Origin of the sequence: Aporhodopirellula aestuarii, from assembly GCF_023701485.1 — a bacterium.
In the GTDB taxonomy this organism is placed as follows: domain Bacteria; phylum Planctomycetota; class Planctomycetia; order Pirellulales; family Pirellulaceae; genus Rhodopirellula; species Rhodopirellula aestuarii.
The window spans coordinates 142,225-162,494 of record NZ_JAMQBK010000008.1 but is presented as its reverse complement, the minus strand read 5'-3'; the positions used below and the strand labels follow the sequence as shown (position 1 = coordinate 162,494).

14 protein-coding genes are annotated in these 20,270 nt (G+C 57.7%); 6 read left to right on the top strand and 8 right to left on the bottom strand.

The genetic code is table 11. From position 1 onward, the window contains the following. Window positions 1-5: 5 nt before the first annotated feature. From NB063_RS02100 to NB063_RS02065, 8 genes are all read right to left on the bottom strand, one after another. Window positions 6-2,369 carry an HD family phosphohydrolase gene (locus NB063_RS02100; RefSeq protein WP_250927076.1) on the bottom strand — a complete coding sequence of 788 codons (2,364 nt, stop codon included), beginning with the start codon at window positions 2,367-2,369 and terminating at the stop codon, window positions 6-8. Window positions 2,370-2,388: 19 nt separating this feature from the next. Next, entirely contained in the window at window positions 2,389-3,390 is a 1,002-nt protein-coding gene (locus NB063_RS02095; RefSeq protein ID WP_250927075.1) for a PhoH family protein, read from the bottom strand. A 182-nt stretch (window positions 3,391-3,572) separates the two neighbouring features. Continuing rightward, on the bottom strand, window positions 3,573-4,457 hold the full coding sequence (locus NB063_RS02090; protein WP_250927074.1) for a phosphatidate cytidylyltransferase: 885 nt from the start codon (window positions 4,455-4,457) through the stop codon (window positions 3,573-3,575). A gap of 598 nt (window positions 4,458-5,055) precedes the next feature. Beyond that, on the bottom strand, window positions 5,056-5,574 hold the full coding sequence (tpx, locus tag NB063_RS02085; RefSeq protein WP_250927073.1) for a thiol peroxidase: 519 nt from the start codon (window positions 5,572-5,574) through the stop codon (window positions 5,056-5,058). A gap of 57 nt (window positions 5,575-5,631) precedes the next feature. Beyond that, window positions 5,632-7,029: a M48 family metalloprotease gene (locus NB063_RS02080; protein ID WP_250927072.1), complete on the bottom strand. Its 1,398-nt coding sequence runs from the start codon at window positions 7,027-7,029 to the stop codon at window positions 5,632-5,634. Between the two features lie 857 nt (window positions 7,030-7,886). After that, window positions 7,887-9,968 (bottom strand): transglutaminase family protein, encoded by a 2,082-nt coding sequence (locus tag NB063_RS02075; protein ID WP_250927071.1) that lies wholly within the window; start codon window positions 9,966-9,968, stop codon window positions 7,887-7,889. Beyond that, on the bottom strand, window positions 9,965-11,203 hold the full coding sequence (locus tag NB063_RS02070; protein WP_250927070.1) for a DUF58 domain-containing protein: 1,239 nt from the start codon (window positions 11,201-11,203) through the stop codon (window positions 9,965-9,967). The genes NB063_RS02075 and NB063_RS02070 overlap by 4 nt, the downstream gene beginning before the upstream one ends. After that, window positions 11,200-12,135, bottom strand: a complete 936-nt coding sequence (locus tag NB063_RS02065) for an AAA family ATPase (protein ID WP_250927069.1) — start codon at window positions 12,133-12,135, stop codon at window positions 11,200-11,202. The genes NB063_RS02070 and NB063_RS02065 overlap by 4 nt, the downstream gene beginning before the upstream one ends. 308 nt (window positions 12,136-12,443) lie before the next feature. Between NB063_RS02065 and NB063_RS02060 the strand changes: the two genes are divergently transcribed. From NB063_RS02060 to NB063_RS02035, 6 genes are all read left to right on the top strand, one after another. Beyond that, entirely contained in the window at window positions 12,444-13,667 is a 1,224-nt protein-coding gene (locus NB063_RS02060; protein ID WP_250927068.1) for an amino acid aminotransferase, read from the top strand. Window positions 13,668-13,882: 215 nt separating this feature from the next. Next, the gene (locus NB063_RS02055) at window positions 13,883-15,997 is read left to right on the top strand and encodes a peptide ABC transporter substrate-binding protein (protein ID WP_250927067.1); all 2,115 of its coding nucleotides are present in this window, start codon (window positions 13,883-13,885) and stop codon (window positions 15,995-15,997) included. Continuing rightward, window positions 15,994-16,923 (top strand): ABC transporter permease, encoded by a 930-nt coding sequence (locus NB063_RS02050; RefSeq protein WP_250927066.1) that lies wholly within the window; start codon window positions 15,994-15,996, stop codon window positions 16,921-16,923. Before NB063_RS02055 ends, NB063_RS02050 begins: the two co-directional genes overlap by 4 nt. Continuing rightward, the gene (locus tag NB063_RS02045; RefSeq protein ID WP_250927065.1) at window positions 16,920-18,176 is read left to right on the top strand and encodes an ABC transporter permease; all 1,257 of its coding nucleotides are present in this window, start codon (window positions 16,920-16,922) and stop codon (window positions 18,174-18,176) included. The genes NB063_RS02050 and NB063_RS02045 overlap by 4 nt, the downstream gene beginning before the upstream one ends. Next, window positions 18,173-19,237: an ABC transporter ATP-binding protein gene (locus NB063_RS02040; RefSeq protein WP_250927064.1), complete on the top strand. Its 1,065-nt coding sequence runs from the start codon at window positions 18,173-18,175 to the stop codon at window positions 19,235-19,237. The genes NB063_RS02045 and NB063_RS02040 overlap by 4 nt, the downstream gene beginning before the upstream one ends. Continuing rightward, window positions 19,234-20,256, top strand: coding sequence for an ABC transporter ATP-binding protein (locus NB063_RS02035; protein ID WP_250927063.1), 1,023 nt, complete (start codon window positions 19,234-19,236; stop codon window positions 20,254-20,256). Before NB063_RS02040 ends, NB063_RS02035 begins: the two co-directional genes overlap by 4 nt. Window positions 20,257-20,270: the final 14 nt, after the last annotated feature.

Below are 20,270 nucleotides of genomic sequence, written 5' to 3'. Positions count from 1 at the left end.
ATCGGTCACGCGGATTGCTGCCCTGGATATTTGACACGTGCATGATAGATCGCAGTCAGCGACTTCACCAAACTTTGGCGGACCCGATGGAGCTGCGAAAACGTTAGACCACATTCATCGAACTGGCCGTCAGAAACCTTCTTCTGCGCGATCGCGTCAACGAGGTTCGAAATCCGCGCGGGAGTCGGATCGACCAACGTCCGTGACGCACTCTCGACGGTATCGGCGAGCATCAATACTGCGGCTTCGAGGGTTTGTGGTTTCGGTCCCGGATAGCGGAAATCCTTATCGCTGACCGATTCACGGTTCGGGTCCTCTTCGCTCCGGCGGGCCGCTTCGCGGTAAAAATACTCCACCAACGTGGTGCCGTGATGCTGCAGAATGAAGTCGATGATCGGACGCGGCAAATGGTGATTGCGAGCGAGGTCCGCACCGTCTTTGACGTGCGCGATGATCACCAACGTGCTCATCGCTGGCTGCAGTGAATCGTGTTGATTGATGCCCGCACTTTGATTCTCGATGAAGTATTCGGGCTTGAACATCTTGCCGATGTCGTGGAAATACGCGCCCACACGGACGAGCAATCCATTCGCACCGATCGCATCAGCAGCCGCCTCGGCGATCGACGCGACATTGATCGAGTGGTTGTATGTTCCCGGTGCCCGCTGGGCCAATCGCCGCAACAACGGGTGACTCGCATCGCCAAGTTCCAACAGCGAAAGATCCGTTTGCACCCCGAACGCTTTTTCAACCAACGGAAGCAGGCCGGTCATCGCCAACGAGGAAACCAAAATACACAGTCCTGCCCAGCCCGCTTCGCTGACCAAACCCGACAACACCCGTTGCAAGGGCCCACTGAGCAACATCGGCTCGAGCGATTCGCCGGGCGCGCCTGACGACAACGTTTGTCCGGACACAATTCCCACACCAATGGTCGTCAACATCGTGATCACAGCCGACAGGATCCCCACCGTGATCAGGTGAGTACGACTGCGGATTCGACCGGTCAGCAACGCACACGACGTGCAAGCGGCCGCCATCACGACCAAGTTAGAGAGGTCTGCACCAAGCAACAATGTCACGCTCAGACTCGCACCCGCCATGACCAACAACGCGAAATCGCGACCATACACGACGGCCGCGGTGATCGATGCGAGCACCAACGGCACCAACTCCGCCCGCCACGCATCGCGGGAGGCGTAGTAACTCAGCACGATCGTTGCGACCACCAGCGATAAGACCCTGGCGAGTTTCCAATGATCGGTCATCAACGCCCGATCGTCGACAAACCAGATGTAAGAGCCGCACAACAGATACAACGCGATGATCATTCCGGCGAACGCAGCCACGCGTGCCACCCGGTCGAAGATCTGCATGTTATCGACGAGCACTTTCCACTCACTCCGGAGCAACTCGAGCTCCCGGATGCTGAGCGGTTTGCCCGCATCGGCGAGTTTGGACTGGCCCGCATAATACGTCATCTGCACCGTCTCGACCGCTTCGGCCGCTTGGTCACGTGCTTTCTGGCTGAGTTCGTCGTCGTACTTCAACGTTTCATAATTCGGCAACTGATCACGCAACCATTTCGCGATCATCTCCGCCGCGACCTGGCCTTCATCGGACGGATATCGCGTCCGGAAATTCTCTTTGAGTTTCGTGCGAAGCTCGCTCGCGGCTTCGGCGATCCGAACCTTGCTGAGTTCGACCGGCACCGCTTCGTCCGTCTCATTGCCCTGGAACACACGGATCATCCGCTGCGAACCTTGCTCGGGCGAGTGTTGCGGTGCCTGCAACACGCCGTTTCGATAGAGCGGCATCATCGCCGACTCAACGACACTCTCAAGTTCCGTCAGCTCGACGTCTTTGGCAAACACGCGTTTGAGCAATGCGAACCGTTCGGCCGGGGACTCGTCTTCGGAAGACGTTTCGCTGCCTTCGTAGAACTCGGCCAACGCGGCCTTTTCTTTTTCTCCGAGCTGTTCATACGAGGACGCCCCCAGTACCAAGAACAATCGGTTACGCAGTGCCGCACGAAGCTGCTCGAGTCTGACCGGCGAATTCCGATACAGCGTCAAGACTTCGCGGCGTTTGCGTTCGCGTTGGTCATCCGTCGCCACGCGATCGGGAACTTGAAAGGTCACCCGACTCATCAAGTCACGCGCCGGAATCGCGCCCATCCGATAGGCGAACGTCGGTTGCCATGTGCGACAGGAGGCTAGCAACACCACCGCCGCGACGAACGCGAGCGCAAACCGGATTGCAAGATTGCTCTTATCGCTCTTATCCCACCACGTCACCCATTTGGGCTTAGGGATACCGAGCGATTCGATGCGTTCTTTACCCGCACGTTGAGTTTTTGCAGTGCTCATGATGATCTCTCGAGCTCGCTCATTGAGAACCGTCAGGGCTGGAATTCATCGCCCCGTTGTGTGTCTCCCGCCGTTCAGACGCTTCGTAGGCATTCACGATCGCCTGCACCAATCGGTGACGAACAATATCATGTGCCCCCAATCGAATCACGCTGACGCCGTCGATAGCGCTGAGTCGGTACAACGCATCATGCAGGCCGCTCCGCACGCCCCGTGGCAAGTCCAACTGAGTCGCATCACCACTGACGACCATCTTGCTCCGTTCGCCCATTCGGGTCAGGAACATTTTCATCTGAGCGACGGTCGTGTTTTGGGCTTCGTCCAAAATGATGAACGCATCATTGAGCGTTCGACCACGCATGTAGGCCAACGGGATGATTTCGATCACGTCTTGCTCCATCAACCCACGGGCTTGGTCGAAATCGACCATCTCGCCGAGAGCATCCATCAGCGGACGGAGGTACGGATTGAGTTTCGCACGCAAGTCGCCCGGCAGGAAACCGAGACTCTCTCCCGCTTCGACGGCAGGACGGACGAGCACGATCTTGCGGACCTGACCTGATTTGTAAGCTTCGACTGCTGTGGCAACAGCAAGATACGTTTTACCGCAGCCCGCGGGCCCGGTCGCAAAAGTTAAGTCATGCGTCCGGATCGCTTCAACATATTTGGCTTGCCCAGGCGTCCGCGGTGTGATCTTGCGGCCGGCGTGTTGGATGTCGATCTTCTCGCTGCTCGGCCGGGCCGGCACGCCATTTTCAACGATCGCACCTTCTTCGGTCGCAGCGGTTTCGACATCGCCGACGGTCAACTCACGTTTCTTTCGCGCGATCACGCGAAGTCGCTCCAACGTGCGCGTCGCGGCGCTAACCTTTGTTTCTTCTCCCGCTACCCGAACACGTCCATCACGGTGCGTGATATCGACACCAAATAGACGGCGGAGTTTGCGGACGTGCTGGTCACGGGGACCAAACAGCATCAGGACTTCGTCAGGACCCGCTGTCGAAATCGTAGCTTCGCTCATAACGGGCTTCACTGGACAACCACGACGGATGAATAGGGAACGTTGATCTGACGACTCTCGTTTCGAGGAAAGGAAGTAACCAACACGGGGAACTGGCTCCGCGTGATTCTAAACGACACCGGAAACACTCGGCACGTTCGATTCGACGTTAACCGCCATTTTACCGCAACCCGCAACCGAGGTCATGCCACGGCCGCGAAACACAGAAAAGCTGGCAAAGACGCGAAAATCAGGCTATCCGTCACATCCCAAATGCCACCCAGCCCGGGCAACAAATTTCCGGAATCTTTCGCCCCACAGGCCCGTTTTACTAAGGATTCAGCTAAGTCGCCGACCATCCCGCAAATCGCCAGCAGCGGTCCGAGCACCAGTGCCAGCCACAAAGGTGGTGCTGACGCCGCCCCCGAGATCGCAGGAAAAAGATACGTGATACAGGCCGCCGCGACCAAGGTGGAAACAACAATTCCGCCGATCGAACCCTCCCAGGTTTTGCCGGGGCTCAACCGGGGGATCAGTTTCCGCCGTCCGATCGCTTTACCGGTAAAGTAGGCACCCGCATCGGTACTCTTGGTGATCGCGATCATGCTCAGCAACGCCACTAGCCCCCAATTGCCCTCGCCGAGCCCACGCATCATCACCAATAAACTCATCGGCAACCCGACGTACGTGGCCGTGAACACGCTCGCGGTCAGACGACGCAAAACACCCGACGGATCCGAACCGACCGAATAGTCCTTCATTTCGTCTAAGAAAAAAATCATCGTGGCCAAGATTCCCGCCAACGTGATCCAGCCCATCTGGCCAATTGGACAATCCACCGGATAGGGTTCAATCGAGTCGGGCATCCAAGCGGCCAACGCATTCCAAAGGATCGAAACGTACGGCGCCGATGTCACCAATGTCGTTGCGACCAGGATCACGCCGCGGTGCACCGGAAATCCCGCCCGCAGCAGCAAGCCACCCATATCCCAAGCGGTCCCGAGTGCATAAAACAACAACAACGGGAACAGGAACAAACCCGGTGCACCGGAGACCGAGTAGTTCGCATCGGCGAACAACGACGCCACGGCGAAGATTATCAGAATCGCGCTAGTGCGAAGACGATCGAGGAGCAAGGAGTAGCTGGGGTCTGGAAGGAGTCGAACAGGCGTTTTCCCTCGCCGGTTAGCACCGAGCAAGAGAACCGGATGGAGAGGTGGTTAAGCAGGTCAGCGGTGATTCTGAACTCGAAGAAGTCATCACGTCTTTCGTCCAGCCCACGCTTCTCCAAAAGTCATTAAGACGAGTCGTTGCAATCACCCGACGCGTCAGCGTCGAACGAATCATGATCCATTTTTCCGCATTGAAGCAGCGGGTTTGTAGACGAGCGTCACCGCGAAATTCGCACTTCGCGTTTTCAGCTAATTGTTGAATCTTGGATCTCGATTCAATCAATTCGCCGTCGCAGAGCTTCGCAATTGCGAAGCATCACTCGCTCTCCCATGGGACATCGATTTATTTACTGCGGGATATCCAAAGTAGCGGAACGGCGCGAGACGTCCGGTGACTCGGGACCGGACGGCTTGCGCCGTTCCGCTAAAAAGAGCACTAAAACAATCAACGTCCCTGGGAAGAGCGAAACAATTCAACTTTAACAGCAATCCGCCGAAGCGATGTTTGCCAAGACTAGCCGACGAGAGCGGTGAGTGCTTCCAACGCTTTGGCGTAATCCGGTTCCTGAGTCACTTCTGAAACGATCTGCTTGTAAACGACTTTGCCGTCGGCATCGAGCACGAGGACGGCGCGGCTGAGCAATTTCAGCTCTTCGATTTCCAACCCGTAAGCTTCACCAAATTCGTGAGTTTGGTAATCGCTGGCGGTACGCATCGAAATATTTTCGGCGCCGCAGAAGCGGACTTGCGCGAACGGCAAATCGCGGCTGACGGTGACGGCGTTGATCTTGTCACCTAACTCACCGAGCTTTTCGTTGAAAGTCTTGGTTTGGACCGCACAGGTCGCCGTGTCCAGGCTCGGCACGACGCTGAGGATCGTCGGCTTGCCCTTCAAATCGGCCAGTGTGAGTTCCTTCAGACCTTCGTGTGCGTAGTGCAGTTTGAAATCCGGTGCGGTCTGGCCGATCGCCAGATCGCTACCTGCCAACGTCATCGGGTTGCCTTTGAATGTGATCACTCCGCTCTGACTCATCAGAATCGACTCTCGTATACGTGGGTTTATTCTTTTCGGACTGAGCGAGGGGTTCGCTCAGATCGCTAGAGTATGGCTGTCGGAGCCGAGATCGGGAAGCGGGCGGCTGATTCGACGCAATCTCGCTACCCGGGTCGCCAGGCTCGGATGCAGCCAACTGAATTTCCGCGAGGACGGGTGATCCGCCGTCACACGGGTCAGCGCGTCCGCCATCATTTCGGCAGCCATTTCACGTGTCATCGGCACGTCGAGCATCCCCGTGGACTGTCCCGTCGGTTCCCCGGATTCGGTCCTCCGCCGCTCGCGATCGCGGGAGGCGTCACACGCCCGCACCGCCAAACGGCACGCCGTGGCATCTGCGTCGAGCTCGGACAAATGGCTGACCGTGCCGAGCACGACGACCGTCGTGATCAGCCCCAATGCACCGCCAACGGCCGCACCCATCGAAGGAGTCAACCACTGACTGTCGATCAGGATCGCACTGGACCAACTCGACACGACCCAAGCGGGCAAAATCGCCGCCATCCGGATCGGCACGTGAAATCGACGCACGTGAGCGATCTCATGCATCACAACCATTAACCGTTGACCACGCGGTAACTCATCGAGCAATCGGTCAGACAATAACAACAATCGGCCCGGCCGTACGATTCCGGCTACCATCGCGTTAAGCAACCTGCCGCCGGTGTTCCAACGGGCTGTTTTCATCCCGAAAAGTCGGTGAGTCGAGATCCCACAACGTTGCAACCATGTTTCGACTTCCCTGCGATGAACGTCAGAAACCGGCTCGGTCTTTGCAATCAGGCGGACCAAGTATGGCAGGGCAACGGCAATCGCTGCCACACCGAGACCGATCAGCCACCACACTAAATTGCCGGAGTTTCCGCCGCCAATCGCGTCCGGGTCAGTGAAATAATCTGTTTGAACTTTTCCCGCGATATCACCGAGGCTGAGAAAGACGAGCGTCGGAAGGATCAACCAAGCAGGGCCGCTCCGCATCATCTGCGTCATCGCACCGAGAGCCTTCTTCACCGATTTCTCCTGGATGCCGATGATCGCGGCAAACCAATATTCGGCTGACCAAGTCGCCAAGAGCAGCGTCAATCCCGGCGCGAGCAACCCGATCGCTTGGAACGCCATGCTGTCCTCAAGGATCGGCTGGACTCGCAACCAGGCCGACAATGAGAAGCCGTAGTGGCACAACAGCGTGATCGGCAGCGCGAACCAGCGGAAGGTTTCCATCTGCATCCGCAGAAAACCGACCGCCTCGCCATATTCGAGCGACCCGCGAATGACCTGACGGGCCAACAGCCGAGCGGCGATATGAGCGAGCAAAACCCAGCCCGACACCAACAAAACGCTCGCCATAACGGCACGCGACGACGGTTCGGCTACGGCGGGCGAGGAGCCGCACATGAGCGAAACGATGACCAACAAGAAAATGTAAAGCGTCAAGAGGCTACTCACTCGGTGCGTCACGAAAGAAACCACCACTGACGCGCAATCGGCGAACCGAAAACGAGCCGCACTGGCCGCGTAGCCTCCATCAAAGCCTACGATCGCCGACCGTGAAGGACTTTTCCGACAAAATCACCCCGAATTGCCCCTCCACAGAACCGAATGCAACGATTCTAAGGCCCAGCCTTCGACTGTCGCCCATTTGCTCCGCAAATGGACTCCGCAATCCAATCTCCATTTGCGGGACGCGTCGATTTAATGACTCAAGCATTTCAGATGAAAAGGAACGATGGACGTCCATCGTGAGGACTAGACGGATTACGCCGTTCTGGTTCATTGGAAATCCTGCAGTAGTTAAGACGTCGCCCGCAAATGGTTTACTCAACCTAACTTTCATTTGCGGAGCAAATGGGCGACGAACTAACAATATGTGCCACTCGCTTCAGAACGTTGGAGTCACCTTCGAGTGCGAAATCACGCTCTACTGCGGTCTGGCGACTGTCGCCCATTTGCTCCTCAAATGGACCACTCACTCGATTCTCCAATCTCCCTTTGCTCGGGAATTCGATTGTTTTAGTGCTCTTATGAGCGGAACGGCGCGAGCCGTCCGGTCCCGCGTTCCCGGACGGCTCGCGCCGTTCCGCTACTATTGAAATCCCGCATTCATTAAATCGACGTCCCCCGCGAATGGGCTCCTCACCCCAATCTCCATTTGCGGATAGGGTGTGAATCTATTCGCCGGAGGCGAATCTATGTGGCCGTTTGCTCCGCAAACGACGCTTACGGGAACGCTCATTCGCGGAGCGAATCGCCACGTGGATAAGTTCACAACCTAGGAGCAAATGGGCGACACTTTAACTTCCCAGTTGACGAAGCAAATTCACCGATTCGTCGTTGACCCCGCCGCTGTACCGAATCGTGGCATATTTTCGGTACCATTCTGCTGCACGAGAGGAATCCGGGACACTTAGTTGACCTTCCAGCCGACTGGCGAACTGGTGCATCGTTTCGTGTGGCTGGCGGTCGACGCCAGCTTTTCGCCATCGACGATCCATTTGCGCAAGCATCTCTTGGATCTGCTGAACTCTCGGATCGCCCGACATTTCCGCCACTGCCAGACGACGACGCTGAGCAAACCGCATCATCAACCAACCGGCAGCCAACAACGCCAACACGCCCGGAACAATTGGATTGAGCAACAAGCTCAACACCATCCACACCAATCTGCCAATGCCTCCCATTCGGATCGATGCGACCAACTGGGCCCACCACGCTTGAACCGCATCCCAAAGCTGGCTTGCACCTGAAACCTGGGTCGACTGAGGCACACCGCTAGCCGGAGTCGCTTCGACGAGCACCCAACCGCGTTCAGGATCGTAGGCTTCCGCCCACGCATGTGCGTCTCGATTTCGTGCCAACCAATAATCGCCATAGTCGTTCTTCTCAACCGCGATCAGCCCGGTCACATAGCGGCACGGTACTCCGACGGATCGCAGTAACACAGCCGCGCCACTGGCGAAGTACTCACAATGCGCCGGTGGACGCTCCAACAGGAAATACGCGATCGGATCGGTCGCGTCCGGAATTTCGATACCGAATTGATACTGGTAATGATCGAGAAAGAAATTCTCGACCGCAGCGATCTTGTCCCCCGTCGTGACCGCTTCGCCGATCACCTCCCGTGCCAGCTCGCCGATGCGTGGATCGAGGTCATCGGGAAGCGCGGTCAACGTCAACCAGTCTTTCGGCCTCAACTTGGGCTTGTCGATCGAGTCCACACCATCGGCCCGCAAACGCCATGTCCGATAAGGGGTCTCCGGCGGCATCATGTCCGCGGTGACGATGCGATGGATATCGATCGACAAACGGTCCACCGGCGCACGCACTTTACTGACCCCCAACGGGGTAAACAGCACCTCGCGGTAGGGCTGACTGGGCCAGATATCGAGCGGCAATTGGCTCTCGCCGGTTTGATCAGCCACCGCTTGGGTCAGATCAAACGTCGCGCCACCAACGCCCCCCCCGAGAACACTCGCCTCGTCCGTTTTGCTCAACGGTGTCAGCGGGATCGCTCTCGCTTCTCGCTGCCACTGACCTTGTCGATAATATCCAAACGCTTTCCCACGGAGATATCCGGGCATGCTGTCGGCGTACACCCGCAGTGCAACACGATCTCCAGACAGGTCTTTTTGACGGGCAACACTCCCGATCCGTCCACTGCCTGAGAAGCCCGCTGAATCCGGCCGCAGCGACGGATTGATGAACGCGTTCATGGTGTCTTCGATCTGCCGGGCGTATCGATACAAACCACTCGCCGAAACCCAGCCCACCGTCGCGCAAAAAATAGCAACCGAGATGAGCCAAACGACGTGCCGGACCGAAAAACGTCCGCCGCCACCACCCCCAATGCGGCGACTCGCAAAGTAATAGCCGATTGCGAGCATCACCAGGGCGAGCGAGAGCAATTGATAAATCACACGTCCCGAAGGATCCACCCGGACGTCCCCGATAAAAACGACCGCCGCGATTGCGAGGATTGGCAGAAACGATGGCAGTCTGTCGTCTTTATTGATCGCAAAAAAAAGAGCGATTTGGTAGACCAACAGATACTCCGCAATCAGCACCGCGTCGGGGATGAGAAAGCTCGACTTGCCCGCCGCCCACGACAACGGCAGAACGGTACGTTGGATGACGAACACGATCACCAGCAGAATCGGTAAACGCTGAACCACGCGTTCGGACAAAAACCGATTTTGCGTAAACGTCGCAACGATCACTAGCACGATCGCGACGGTCGAAAAAACAGGCGTGCGAAAGAAGTAACCTAACGCGCTGGCCTGCAGCACCACCAACGCCGCGGCAACCATTCGTTGCACCCGAGCAGACGGGATGTGTGCCTGTGATGGAATCACTTGGGAAGATGTGACTTGGGTCATAGTGACTCGATCCCTCCATCACGGACTTCTCGAATCCCCAACTGAACCACATCGCACTCGTCAAGATCGATCGGTGCGGTCGTTTCGCCATCGCGTACGATAAAGATTTTCACGCGGCATCCACGCTGCATCGCCACCCGCACGAGTTCGCGTCGTGACTCGTCCCAATCGAGAAAAACACCGACGACGGTTGAAATATTCGTCAGTTCATCCGCCAGCGCAGGTGCCACAGTTCCAAACGGATTCTTGCGACAGGCGTCGACGCCGGCAACGATTTCCAAAACGTTGTCAAAGTGCGCGGTGTGTCGGCCCGACCGAAAGACGTACAACTCCGGGCCAGCGGCAAACAGATCGATCAAATACTCACTACGTGACAACGCGTCCGCGATCGCGGCCGACAAACTGATCGCCGCTTCGAGATCTAGAAAACCCTCTTTCGCGGGCTTTCGTCCCGGCGGAACAAACGTATCCAGCACCAACGCCACCCGGCAGTAATATTCCTCGTGGTACTCACGAACGATCGGACGCCCCAACCGGGCCCACGAACGGTAATCAATCCGCCTCGCCGAGTCGCCCGAAACGTATTCGCGGTTGCCGATGTACTCGGGCGACTCGCCGATATTCGACGTCAACGCAACGCCGCCGGGCTGATAGCGTGCTCCGACGGGCAGATCGAGCCCAAACAACGGTTGAAAGCTAGGCAAGACGAGCAACGTTGGCTTTTCGGATTCACACCGCCCGTCGCGAAACAGATGAAACGGAAACGTCGAAAACGCACGCGGCCGTGGCAGGATATGGACTCCACGACGGCAAGCCCGCATCGGCAGTGACGTGGTGAGGGAATCGCCCGCCGCGATTTCGGCGAACGTGGTTTCCGGCTCGAGCATTTCGATGTCCGCAGGCAGACCAAAAATCGCCACACCGACGTCGTACGCAGCACGTTTGCCGCGATTGATAATCGTCAGGTTCGCGTGGAACGATTCGCCGGCCGTCGTCCGATCGGGAAAGTCGTGCAGCACTTCGAGACGCGGACGCGTTGCCGCACCGACAAACCGGTCGATAAAGAAGAACGCCGTCAACGCACAGAATACTTGATAGATCGGCGTCTCCACCGACGCACTGCCGATCATCGCCGAAAAGATCAATCCCGCGCACAACCACTTGCCTGCGGTCGTGAATCGAAACAGCCACAGGAATCGCGAATAACGATACACAAATGACCATTCCCAATTCATGACGGAACTTTCACCCGCGCGAGAATCTCGGCAACCATTTCGCTCGCCGATGCACCGCTGTATTTGGCTTTGGGCGTCATGATCAATCGGTGCGACAACACATAAGGCGCCAACCGCTGAACGTCGTCGGGCAGAACATAGTCGCGTCCCGCCGCGAACGCCGCCGCTTGGCTAGCTCGAAACAACATCAACGATCCCCGCGGGCTGACACCCAACTTCAATCTCGGGTCGACGCGTGTTTGTTGAATAATGTCAACGATATAACGTGAGATGCTCTCGTCGACGCGGACGTTGCGCACCATCGACTGAAACGCCACCACGTCTTCTTTCGAGAGCACGGACTGCAAGCTTTCGAGCGGATGCGTGATTGCTTGGGCGTGCAGAATCTTGACTTCGGTATCCGCGTCGGGATAACCGAGTTCCAATTGCACGAGGAACCGATCCAATTGGGCTTCGGGCAACGGGTACGTCCCGTGGAACTCTACCGGGTTCTGCGTCGCCAACACGAGAAAGGGCGACGGCAGGTCGTGTTGCACGCCCTCGATCGTCGCATGCATTTCGCTCATCGCTTCGAGCAACGCCGACTGCGTCCGGGGCGACGCCCGGTTAATTTCGTCGGCCAGCAACACGTGGCAAAATACCGGCCCGGGACGAAATGAAAACGTGCCTTCGTTTGGATTGTAGATCGAGGAGCCGAGAATATCGGCCGGCAACAAATCTGGCGTGAATTGAACCCGGTGAAACTGCACATCGATCGCTTTGGCGACCGCCTTGGCCAGCGTCGTCTTGCCCACCCCCGGGACGTCTTGCATCAACACCGACCCGTTGGACAACAACGAGATGACCAACACCTCGATGCATTCACGATTGCCCTGAATGATTCCGGCGAGTGAGTCGGTCAGTGCGGCGATCTTTTCCTGTGCGTGCTGCATCCTGCTGTTTTCCTCATTCGACGTCGCGTCTGATCCCGCGAACCATCTCGCGGTCAATGCATCTGGAAGGTTATAGGCTACCCGATGTCACCGAGGCGTTGTGTCCAGTTCACACCCCCTGACTCGCGGCGGCTGATACTTAGCGTCTCCAATTTGCGTCGTTCACGGGGGGCCTGTGCGGGACTCTTCCCAAACCCGTCCGGGCCAACCGAACCGGCCCTACTTGAGACGGCACCGGTTCGTTACGATTGTTGGTACCAGGTCGAATTTCCCTATCCGTCTTTTCCTTCGCTGTGTTGATTTCCCGCATGACCGCGTCTGAATCGGCTACCGCCGCCCCGAACCGCTTCGATTCCATCCCGCTGGCACCTCCCGATTCGATTTTGGGACTGACCGAAGCATTCTTGGCAGATCCCCGCACCGAAAAGATGAACCTGACGGTGGGTGTCTACAAAGACGCGTCGGGTCTGACCCCGATCTTGAAGTGCGTCAAAGCGGCTGAACGAAAACTGGTTGAAACCGAGAAAACCAAGGGATATCTCCCAATCGACGGGTTCCCCGACTACCGCTCGCACGTCCAGAAACTGGTCTTCAGCGATCAAATTCCCGCCGATCGGATCGCGATGGTGCAGGCCCCCGGCGGCACCGGCGCCCTCCGCGTCGCGGGCGAGTTTTTGGCTACCCAATGTTCACCCACGCGGGTGTTTTTGCCCAATCCGACGTGGGCAAACCACAACGCGATCATGCGATCCGCTGGTTTGGACGTCGAAACCTATTCGTATCTCGCCAACGACCGACGCAGTCTCGATTTCGACGCGTTGCTCGACGACCTGAACACGAAAACCCGTCCCGGGGACGCGGTTTTGATGCACGCCTGCTGTCACAACCCTACCGGCGTCGACCCGACGGCGGATCAGTGGAAAGAAATTGCCAAGGTGATGGGTTCGCGGGGTCTGATCCCGCTTCTCGACTTTGCTTACCAGGGTTTCGGAGACGGACTCGACGAAGACGCCGTGGGACTTCGCACGATTCTCGGACAATGCCCCGAAGCGATCGTGTGTTCTTCGTACAGCAAGAACTTCGGCCTCTACAGCGAACGAGTTGGCGCGGTCGGACTCGTGGCCGCCAATGCGGCAGCAGCCACCGCGGCACTGAGCCAACTGAAAGTCACCGTGCGGGCCAACTACAGCAATCCACCGCGTCACGGCGGGGCCATCGTCGCCACGATCCTCGACGACGACGAACTGACCCAGATGTGGAAGAGCGAACTCGAAGAAATGCGTCTTCGTATCACCCATCTCCGCACCCAGTTTGTCGAAGGCATGTCAAAACAAGCCGGTGCACCGGACTTCTCATCTCTGTTGAATCAGAAAGGAATGTTCTCCTATAGTGGCCTGACGGCGATGCAAGCCGACGAACTTCGCAGCAAACACGGCGTGTATGTCGTGGGCAGCGGTCGGATTAACGTCGCCGGAATGGATGAGAAGCGAATGGATTGGCTCTGCAGCGCCGTTGCGGATGTGGTCGGGTAGGGGTTTTCGACTAACTCTCGAGTTGCCCGTGCTGGACTCGGTTACATTAAGTTGGCGTGAGGTCGGTGTGCGATCCGTTCCTCGATTTTTTCGAAGAGCGATGAACCTGGTGGTACGCGCCACCTGTACAACACCCGTCAAGGCCGCGTGTCATCGATCAACAATCGGTTGACGCGTGACGAGTAGCTTTCCCCCGAACTCCGAATTTCAAAGCAATGCCTCCTGAACTGCGACGTCTGTTTGCGATTCTCGCCGTGGTGGTCATGGGGATCGCTGTCGTTTGGGCGACCCGTTTTGATTCGATGCCGCCCGCCGACTTCAGCATCCAAAACGGCACCGACCCCAAAACGCTCGACCCGCACCGCGCCACGGGGCAGCCTGAAAGCCGCATCCTGTTTGGGATTTTCTCGGGGTTGTTGCAAATGCTCCCCGATGGCGATCCGGATCCTGAAACAGGGCTGCAACCGATGTCGGCCCAACCCGCCGTCGCGAAGAGCTATGAAGTCTCCGATGACAAACTGACCTACACGTTTCATCTGCGAGACGATGCGGTGTGGTCAGATGGCGTGCCGATTACGTCGGCCGATTTTGTTTGGTCGTGGACGCGGATGCTGCACCCCGCCACAGCCTGTGAATACAACTTTCAATTGTTCAGTGTCCCCTTTGCCGAACAATTCAGCTCCGGAATTGTCAACGTCGGCGACCGCTGCGAAGTCGAACTGTTCGATCGGCCGAACCCCGATGGAACCACCGAAGCGGACACCGGCGAACTGAACATTCAAAACTTCCCTCGCGGCACGATGCTGTATGGTACTCTACGCGAGATCCGAAAACCGAGCGAGCCGGAATTCGACGACAGCGTCAGCGAAGAGGACCGCGAAGACGCGATGGTGAAATGGCAGGAAAAGTGGGTCTACGTTCTCGACATTGCAAACGTGTCTGACGACGGCGAAGTCGATTGGGATGGGCCGACGACGACTCAAACCTTCACCGCCCACGCGAACTCACCGATCGCGGAACCCGACACGCGGCGGATTCACAACGTCTTGGTCGCGTTCTCGAAACTCGGTGGCGTCGAAACGCCCGATGATCGCACGTTGGTCGTTAACCTCAAAGATCCGCTGCCGTATTTCCCATCGCTGACGGCGTACTATCCGCTGTTTCCGGTGCCGCGGCACACGATCGAAAAACACGGGATGCCGATGTGGACGAAAGCGGAAAACATCGTTTCCAACGGTGCCTACGTCGTCGGACTGCGTCGGTTGCGAGACCGCGTTCGCCTCGTCAAAAATCCGCGTTGGTTCGCTGCCGATGAAGTCGCGATTGAAACCATCGATGCACTGTCGACCGAGGGTCAAAACACGGCGCTGAACATGTACGAGACCGGTCAAATCGACTGGGTCACTGATCCGCCGACGGCATTGATGGAAACGCTTAAGAAACGCGACGACTTCTATGCCGCGCCGATGTTGTCAGTTTACTTCTTCCGGATGAACACGACGCGCAAACCACTCGACGATCCACGTGTTCGCCGCGCCCTTGCGATGGCGATCGATCGGCAACAGATCGTTGATCAAGTCGCCAAGGCGGGGCAAGTTCCGGCTTACGCGTTGGTGCCTCCTGGAATCGCCGGCTATGAACCGCCGCCGGGATTCAAGCCGGACATCGAAGAAGCCAAACGGTTACTCGCCGAAGCGGGATTCCCGGGCGGCCGAGGCATGCCCAAGGTCACCGTGCTTTACAACACGAGCGAAGGACACCGGGCGATTGCGGAAGTGATCCAACAGCAACTGCAAAACAACCTCAACGTCAAACTTGAACTGCAGAACATGGAGTGGGGCAGTTTTCTGGATAAGACCAACCAACTCGATTACGACATCGCGCGAGCTGGCTGGATCGCCGACTACGCGGACCCGAACACGTTCCTCGATCTTTGGCTAACCGACGGACCGCAGAACAGCACGGGATGGTCCAACGCCGAGTTCGACCGGCTGCTCAAAGCCGCCGCGGCTGAAAGTGACATGGCCACGCGAATGAAATACCTGTCCGACGCCGAAGCGATTTGGATCGAGGAGATGCCCGTCATTCCGCTGTATTTCTACGTCGGCATCAACATGGTGAAGCCTCGTATCAAGGGCTTCTTCCCCAGCCCACAGGACCTCCACCCGTTGCATTTGATGAGCATCGATGATTCCGCCGATCCCAAAGTCGCCACCGACCGGCAGGTGACACCGCGGGTCGTCGCGAGCAATCCACCCGACCTCGCTGTTCCGTCTCAGCGGACGTCTGTTTCGATCAAGCCAATCGCAGAAAGGGCATCAGCCAAGTGAAAGATTTACTCAGCTATGCGATCCGACGATTCGGATGGATGCTACTCACGGTGTGGGCGGTTTACACCGTTTCGTTTGTTCTGATGCGGGCGGTGCCCGGGAACCCGTTCAGTAGCGAGCGGACGGTTCCGCCAGCGATCGAGCGACAACTGCGAGCCCGATACAACCTCGACGCCCCGCCGATTGAACAGTACACGGATTACCTCGTCGGCATCGTTACCCGCGGTGACCTCGGCGTTTCGATCCGATTGGAAGACTACACGGTCAACGAAGTTCTCGCCGAAGGATTTCCCGTCTCCGCTTCGCTCGCCATTTTGGCTCTCGTGTTCGCCCTCACCCTCGGGGTCACCGCCGGCGTGGTTTCCGCGGTTTACCGGGGTTCAATCGGCGACGTGGCGTTGATGGCCACGGCGGTGTTGGGCATCGCGATCCCGAATTTCGTTTTAGCGTCGCTGGCGATCTTGCTGTTTGTGTTCTTGATCCCGATCTTTCCGGCGGCCGGATGGGGGACGCTCCGCCAAGTCGCCTTGCCCGCCCTCTGCTTGGGTGCCCCCGTCGCCGCCTACGTCGCACGACTAACGCGAGCGGGAATGCTCGAGGTGCTCGGCCGCGAACACGTGCGAACCGCGTTCGCGAAAGGGCTCCCCAAAAGCACCGTGATTCTGAAACACGTTTTACCGGGTGCGTTGTTGCCGGTGGTTTCCTACCTCGGCCCGGCAACGGCCAGCGTGCTGACGGGATCACTCGTGCTCGAAAAAATCTTTGCCCTGCCCGGTATCGGCAGCCACTTCATCTACGCCGCCACACAGCGTGATTACACGCTCGCGATGGGCATGGTGTTGACATACACGGTGCTGCTGTTCGTCATGAATTCGCTGGTCGACTTGTCATACGCTGTCATTGATCCGCGGGTGAAATTGCAATGAGTGATTCTCCTCCCCCTTCACGTCCCGTCGCAGGGCCTGATGAAGCCGCGTTGGCTCGCATCCTGCAAGAGTCTCGTGAAATCCGTGGTGTTTCGTTGTGGCAAGATGCGTGGCGTCGCCTGCGTCGCAACCGCGCCGCGATGGCCTCGCTGGTGTTTCTGATCACGTTGATGCTCGCCGCGATCTTCACACCGCTCCTGCCGCTGCAAAGTCCAATCGACAAGGACCTCAACAATCGCAGGTTCCTGCCTCCCAACGCCGAATCGGTTGTCATGGGCAGTCGACCGGGACTGAAGTTCGAAGACGGTCGTCTCACCGCGCAGCTCGCCAAATATCAGGCCGAGATCGCTGAGCAGCGAGCAGAAATCCTCGCGATCAGCGATCCGGTTGAACGTGCCGAACAACTCGCTGCCTTCGATACACGGTCGTCCGTCGAGCATCCGTTCAATCAATTATGGAATCAGCTCGGTCCGGTCGCGTTCACGATGTGCCGCATCCGCGTCGCGATCTTTGGTGATTGGGCGGTGCCGTCACTGTTTGGCACCGACAAACTCGGTCGAGACTTGCTCTCGCGAGTCTTCTGGGGTTCCCGCGTCTCACTCGTCGTCGGCATCGTCGCCACGATCGTCAGTTTGATCATCGGGGTCAGCTACGGTGCGATCGCCGGCTATCTCGGCGGAACCGTCGACGCGATCATGATGCGATTTGTCGACATGCTGTATTCGATCCCGTTTATCTTCGTCGTGATTTTCCTGGTTACCTTTTTGGGCGAAGACAGCGTCAAGAAAATTCTTGATGATTACGGAATCGAACAGATCACGATTTTCTACATCATCATCGGTGCAATCTACTGGCTCACGATGTCACGCGTCGTTCGCGGCCAGGTCCTTTCGCTGCGACATGAACAATTTGTCGAAGCGGCACGGACGGTCGGTGCCTCTCCCGCTCGGATCATTTTCCGGCACGTCGTACCCAACACGCTGGGCGTTGTGATCGTTTACCTGACGCTGACGATCCCGTCGGTGATGCTGTTCGAGGCGTTTCTATCGTTTCTCGGCCTGGGCGTCGCTCCACCTGACGTTTCGTTGGGATTGCTTCTCAACGATGGCGTTGAGGCGCTCTCGATCGTGGAACTGTTTTGGTGGGTCGTGGTGTTCCCCGGTGCAGCGCTCGCGTTGACGCTGTTTGCACTTAATTTCTTAGGCGATGGCCTCCGTGACGCCTTGGACCCGAAGATGAAAAATCGATCATGACGCAAACGGAATCGACCCCAGCAACGACCAGTTCTGAATCGTCCGACGACGCGATCTTGAGCGTGAGCGATCTGCACGTCAGCTTCAAGACCGACGAAGGCATGGTCCGCGCGGTTCGCGGCGTCTCGTTCGACGTCCGTGCCGGAGAAACCGTCGCGATCGTGGGCGAGAGCGGCTCGGGCAAGAGCGTGACGAACCTCGCGATGATGGGATTAGTCCCCAAACCGCCTGGCAACGTTGACAGTGGCAAGGCGATGTTCGGCGGCCGCGATCTTCTTACGATGTCCGACCGAAATTTGCAGGACATCCGAGGGCGACACATCGCGATGATCTTCCAAGATCCGATGACGGCGCTGAATCCGTTGATGACGGTTGAGCAACAACTCACCGAGATGACACGATTGCACCTAAGCCTGACGCGTCAAGAAGCACGCAAACGAGCCGTTGAGATGCTTGGTTTGGTCGGCATCACGGCTCCCGAAAAGCGACTGCGTGATTACCCACACCAATTCAGCGGCGGGATGCGACAACGCGTGATGATCGCGATGGCGTTATCGTGCGAACCCGAATTGTTGATCGCGGATGAACCAACGACGGCGCTCGACGTGACCATCCAGGCGCAGATCATGGAACTGCTCGCCGACCTGCAGGCGCGCAAAGGCACCGCGATCGTGCTGATCACTCACGACCTCGGCGTCGTCGCGGGAGTCGCCGATCGCGTGTTGGTGATGTACGCGGGACGGATCGTTGAGAGAGCGGACGTGCGGACGCTGTTCGCCAACCCGCAACACCCTTACACGATCGGACTGCTCGGCTCGCTACCCAACATCGAGTCCAATCGTGACGAACCGCTCGCCGCGATCCCCGGACAACCGCCTGACCTTTCGCAGCCGATAGTCGGATGTTCGTTCCGCGACCGATGCCCACATCGTTTCGAACGCTGCCAAACCGACGATCCGGTACTGACATCGCGGGGTGCCTTGGAAAGCGAACCCCATATGGCCGCCTGCCACGCTGACCTGACCAACGCGGACGCAGAGCACGCGGAGGCGCAGCAATGAGCGAAACACAAACAAACACCGACACTCCGCTGCTGAGCGTCCGGGATCTGAAGGTTCACTTCCCGTTTCGACGAGGCTCGCTGCTGAATCCTCAAAAAGGGGTCATCCGCGCTGTTGATGGGATTTCCTTTGACATCGCTCGCGGCGAAACCCTCGGCCTCGTCGGCGAGTCCGGCTGCGGGAAATCGACGACCGCCCGAGCGATTATTAATTTGGTGTCGCCCACGAGCGGTGACGTGAAAGTTGATGGCGTTTCGATCGCGGGGATGTCTGACGCGGCAATGCTGCCTTATCGCAGGCGTGTGCAGATGGTTTTCCAAGACCCGTTTGCGTCACTGAACCCACGCATGACGGTGGGTGGCATCATCGGCGAACCGCTCGTCGTGCACTCGCTCGCACGTGGACGCGATCGCAAACTCGAAGTATTGCGTTTGATGGAACTTGTGGGACTCAATCCGCGATTTCTTAATCGTTATCCGCACGAATTCAGTGGCGGGCAACGACAACGGATCGGGATCGCACGTGCACTCGCCGTTCAACCGGACTTGATCCTGTGCGACGAACCGGTCTCAGCGTTGGACGTTTCGATTCAGGCGCAAATCATCAACTTGCTGATGGATCTGCAACAAAAACTCGGATTGTCCTATCTCTTCATCGCCCACGATTTGGCCGTCGTCCGTCACATCGCGACCCGCGTCGGAGTGATGTACTTAGGACGAATCGCTGAACTCGCCACCGCTGAAGAACTGTACGCCGGACCGAAACATCCGTACACAGAAGCGTTGCTGTCGGCCGTTCCGGTACCGGATCCCGAACTCGCGGCCAAACGTCAACGCATCGTTCTTTCGGGTGAGGTCCCCTCGCCAGACGTGTATTACCCGGGCTGTGCGTTCGCGGATCGTTGCCCCGTGAAGATCGAACGATGCCTCACCGACCGCCCAGCACTTCCAAATAAGAAACATGCGGCGGCATGTTGGGTGCGTGAAGAAGACGTCCAATTGGATCAGAGGTCGGTTTAACACCATTCGTGCGG

Excerpts from the sequence above, each read along its gene's own strand:
- NB063_RS02100 (WP_250927076.1), bottom strand. The coding sequence starts at position 2,369 with ATGAGCACTGCAAAAACTCAACGTGCGGGTAAAGAACGCATCGAATCG.
- NB063_RS02095 (WP_250927075.1), bottom strand. The coding sequence starts at position 3,390 with ATGAGCGAAGCTACGATTTCGACAGCGGGTCCTGACGAAGTCCTGATG.
- tpx (WP_250927073.1), bottom strand. The coding sequence starts at position 5,574 with ATGAGTCAGAGCGGAGTGATCACATTCAAAGGCAACCCGATGACGTTG.
- NB063_RS02075 (WP_250927071.1), bottom strand. The coding sequence starts at position 9,968 with ATGACCCAAGTCACATCTTCCCAAGTGATTCCATCACAGGCACACATC.
- NB063_RS02070 (WP_250927070.1), bottom strand. The coding sequence starts at position 11,203 with ATGAATTGGGAATGGTCATTTGTGTATCGTTATTCGCGATTCCTGTGG.
- NB063_RS02065 (WP_250927069.1), bottom strand. The coding sequence starts at position 12,135 with ATGCAGCACGCACAGGAAAAGATCGCCGCACTGACCGACTCACTCGCC.
- NB063_RS02060 (WP_250927068.1), top strand. The coding sequence starts at position 12,444 with ATGACCGCGTCTGAATCGGCTACCGCCGCCCCGAACCGCTTCGATTCC.
- NB063_RS02055 (WP_250927067.1), top strand. The coding sequence starts at position 13,883 with ATGCCTCCTGAACTGCGACGTCTGTTTGCGATTCTCGCCGTGGTGGTC.
- NB063_RS02045 (WP_250927065.1), top strand. The coding sequence starts at position 16,920 with ATGAGTGATTCTCCTCCCCCTTCACGTCCCGTCGCAGGGCCTGATGAA.
- NB063_RS02040 (WP_250927064.1), top strand. The coding sequence starts at position 18,173 with ATGACGCAAACGGAATCGACCCCAGCAACGACCAGTTCTGAATCGTCC.
- NB063_RS02035 (WP_250927063.1), top strand. The coding sequence starts at position 19,234 with ATGAGCGAAACACAAACAAACACCGACACTCCGCTGCTGAGCGTCCGG.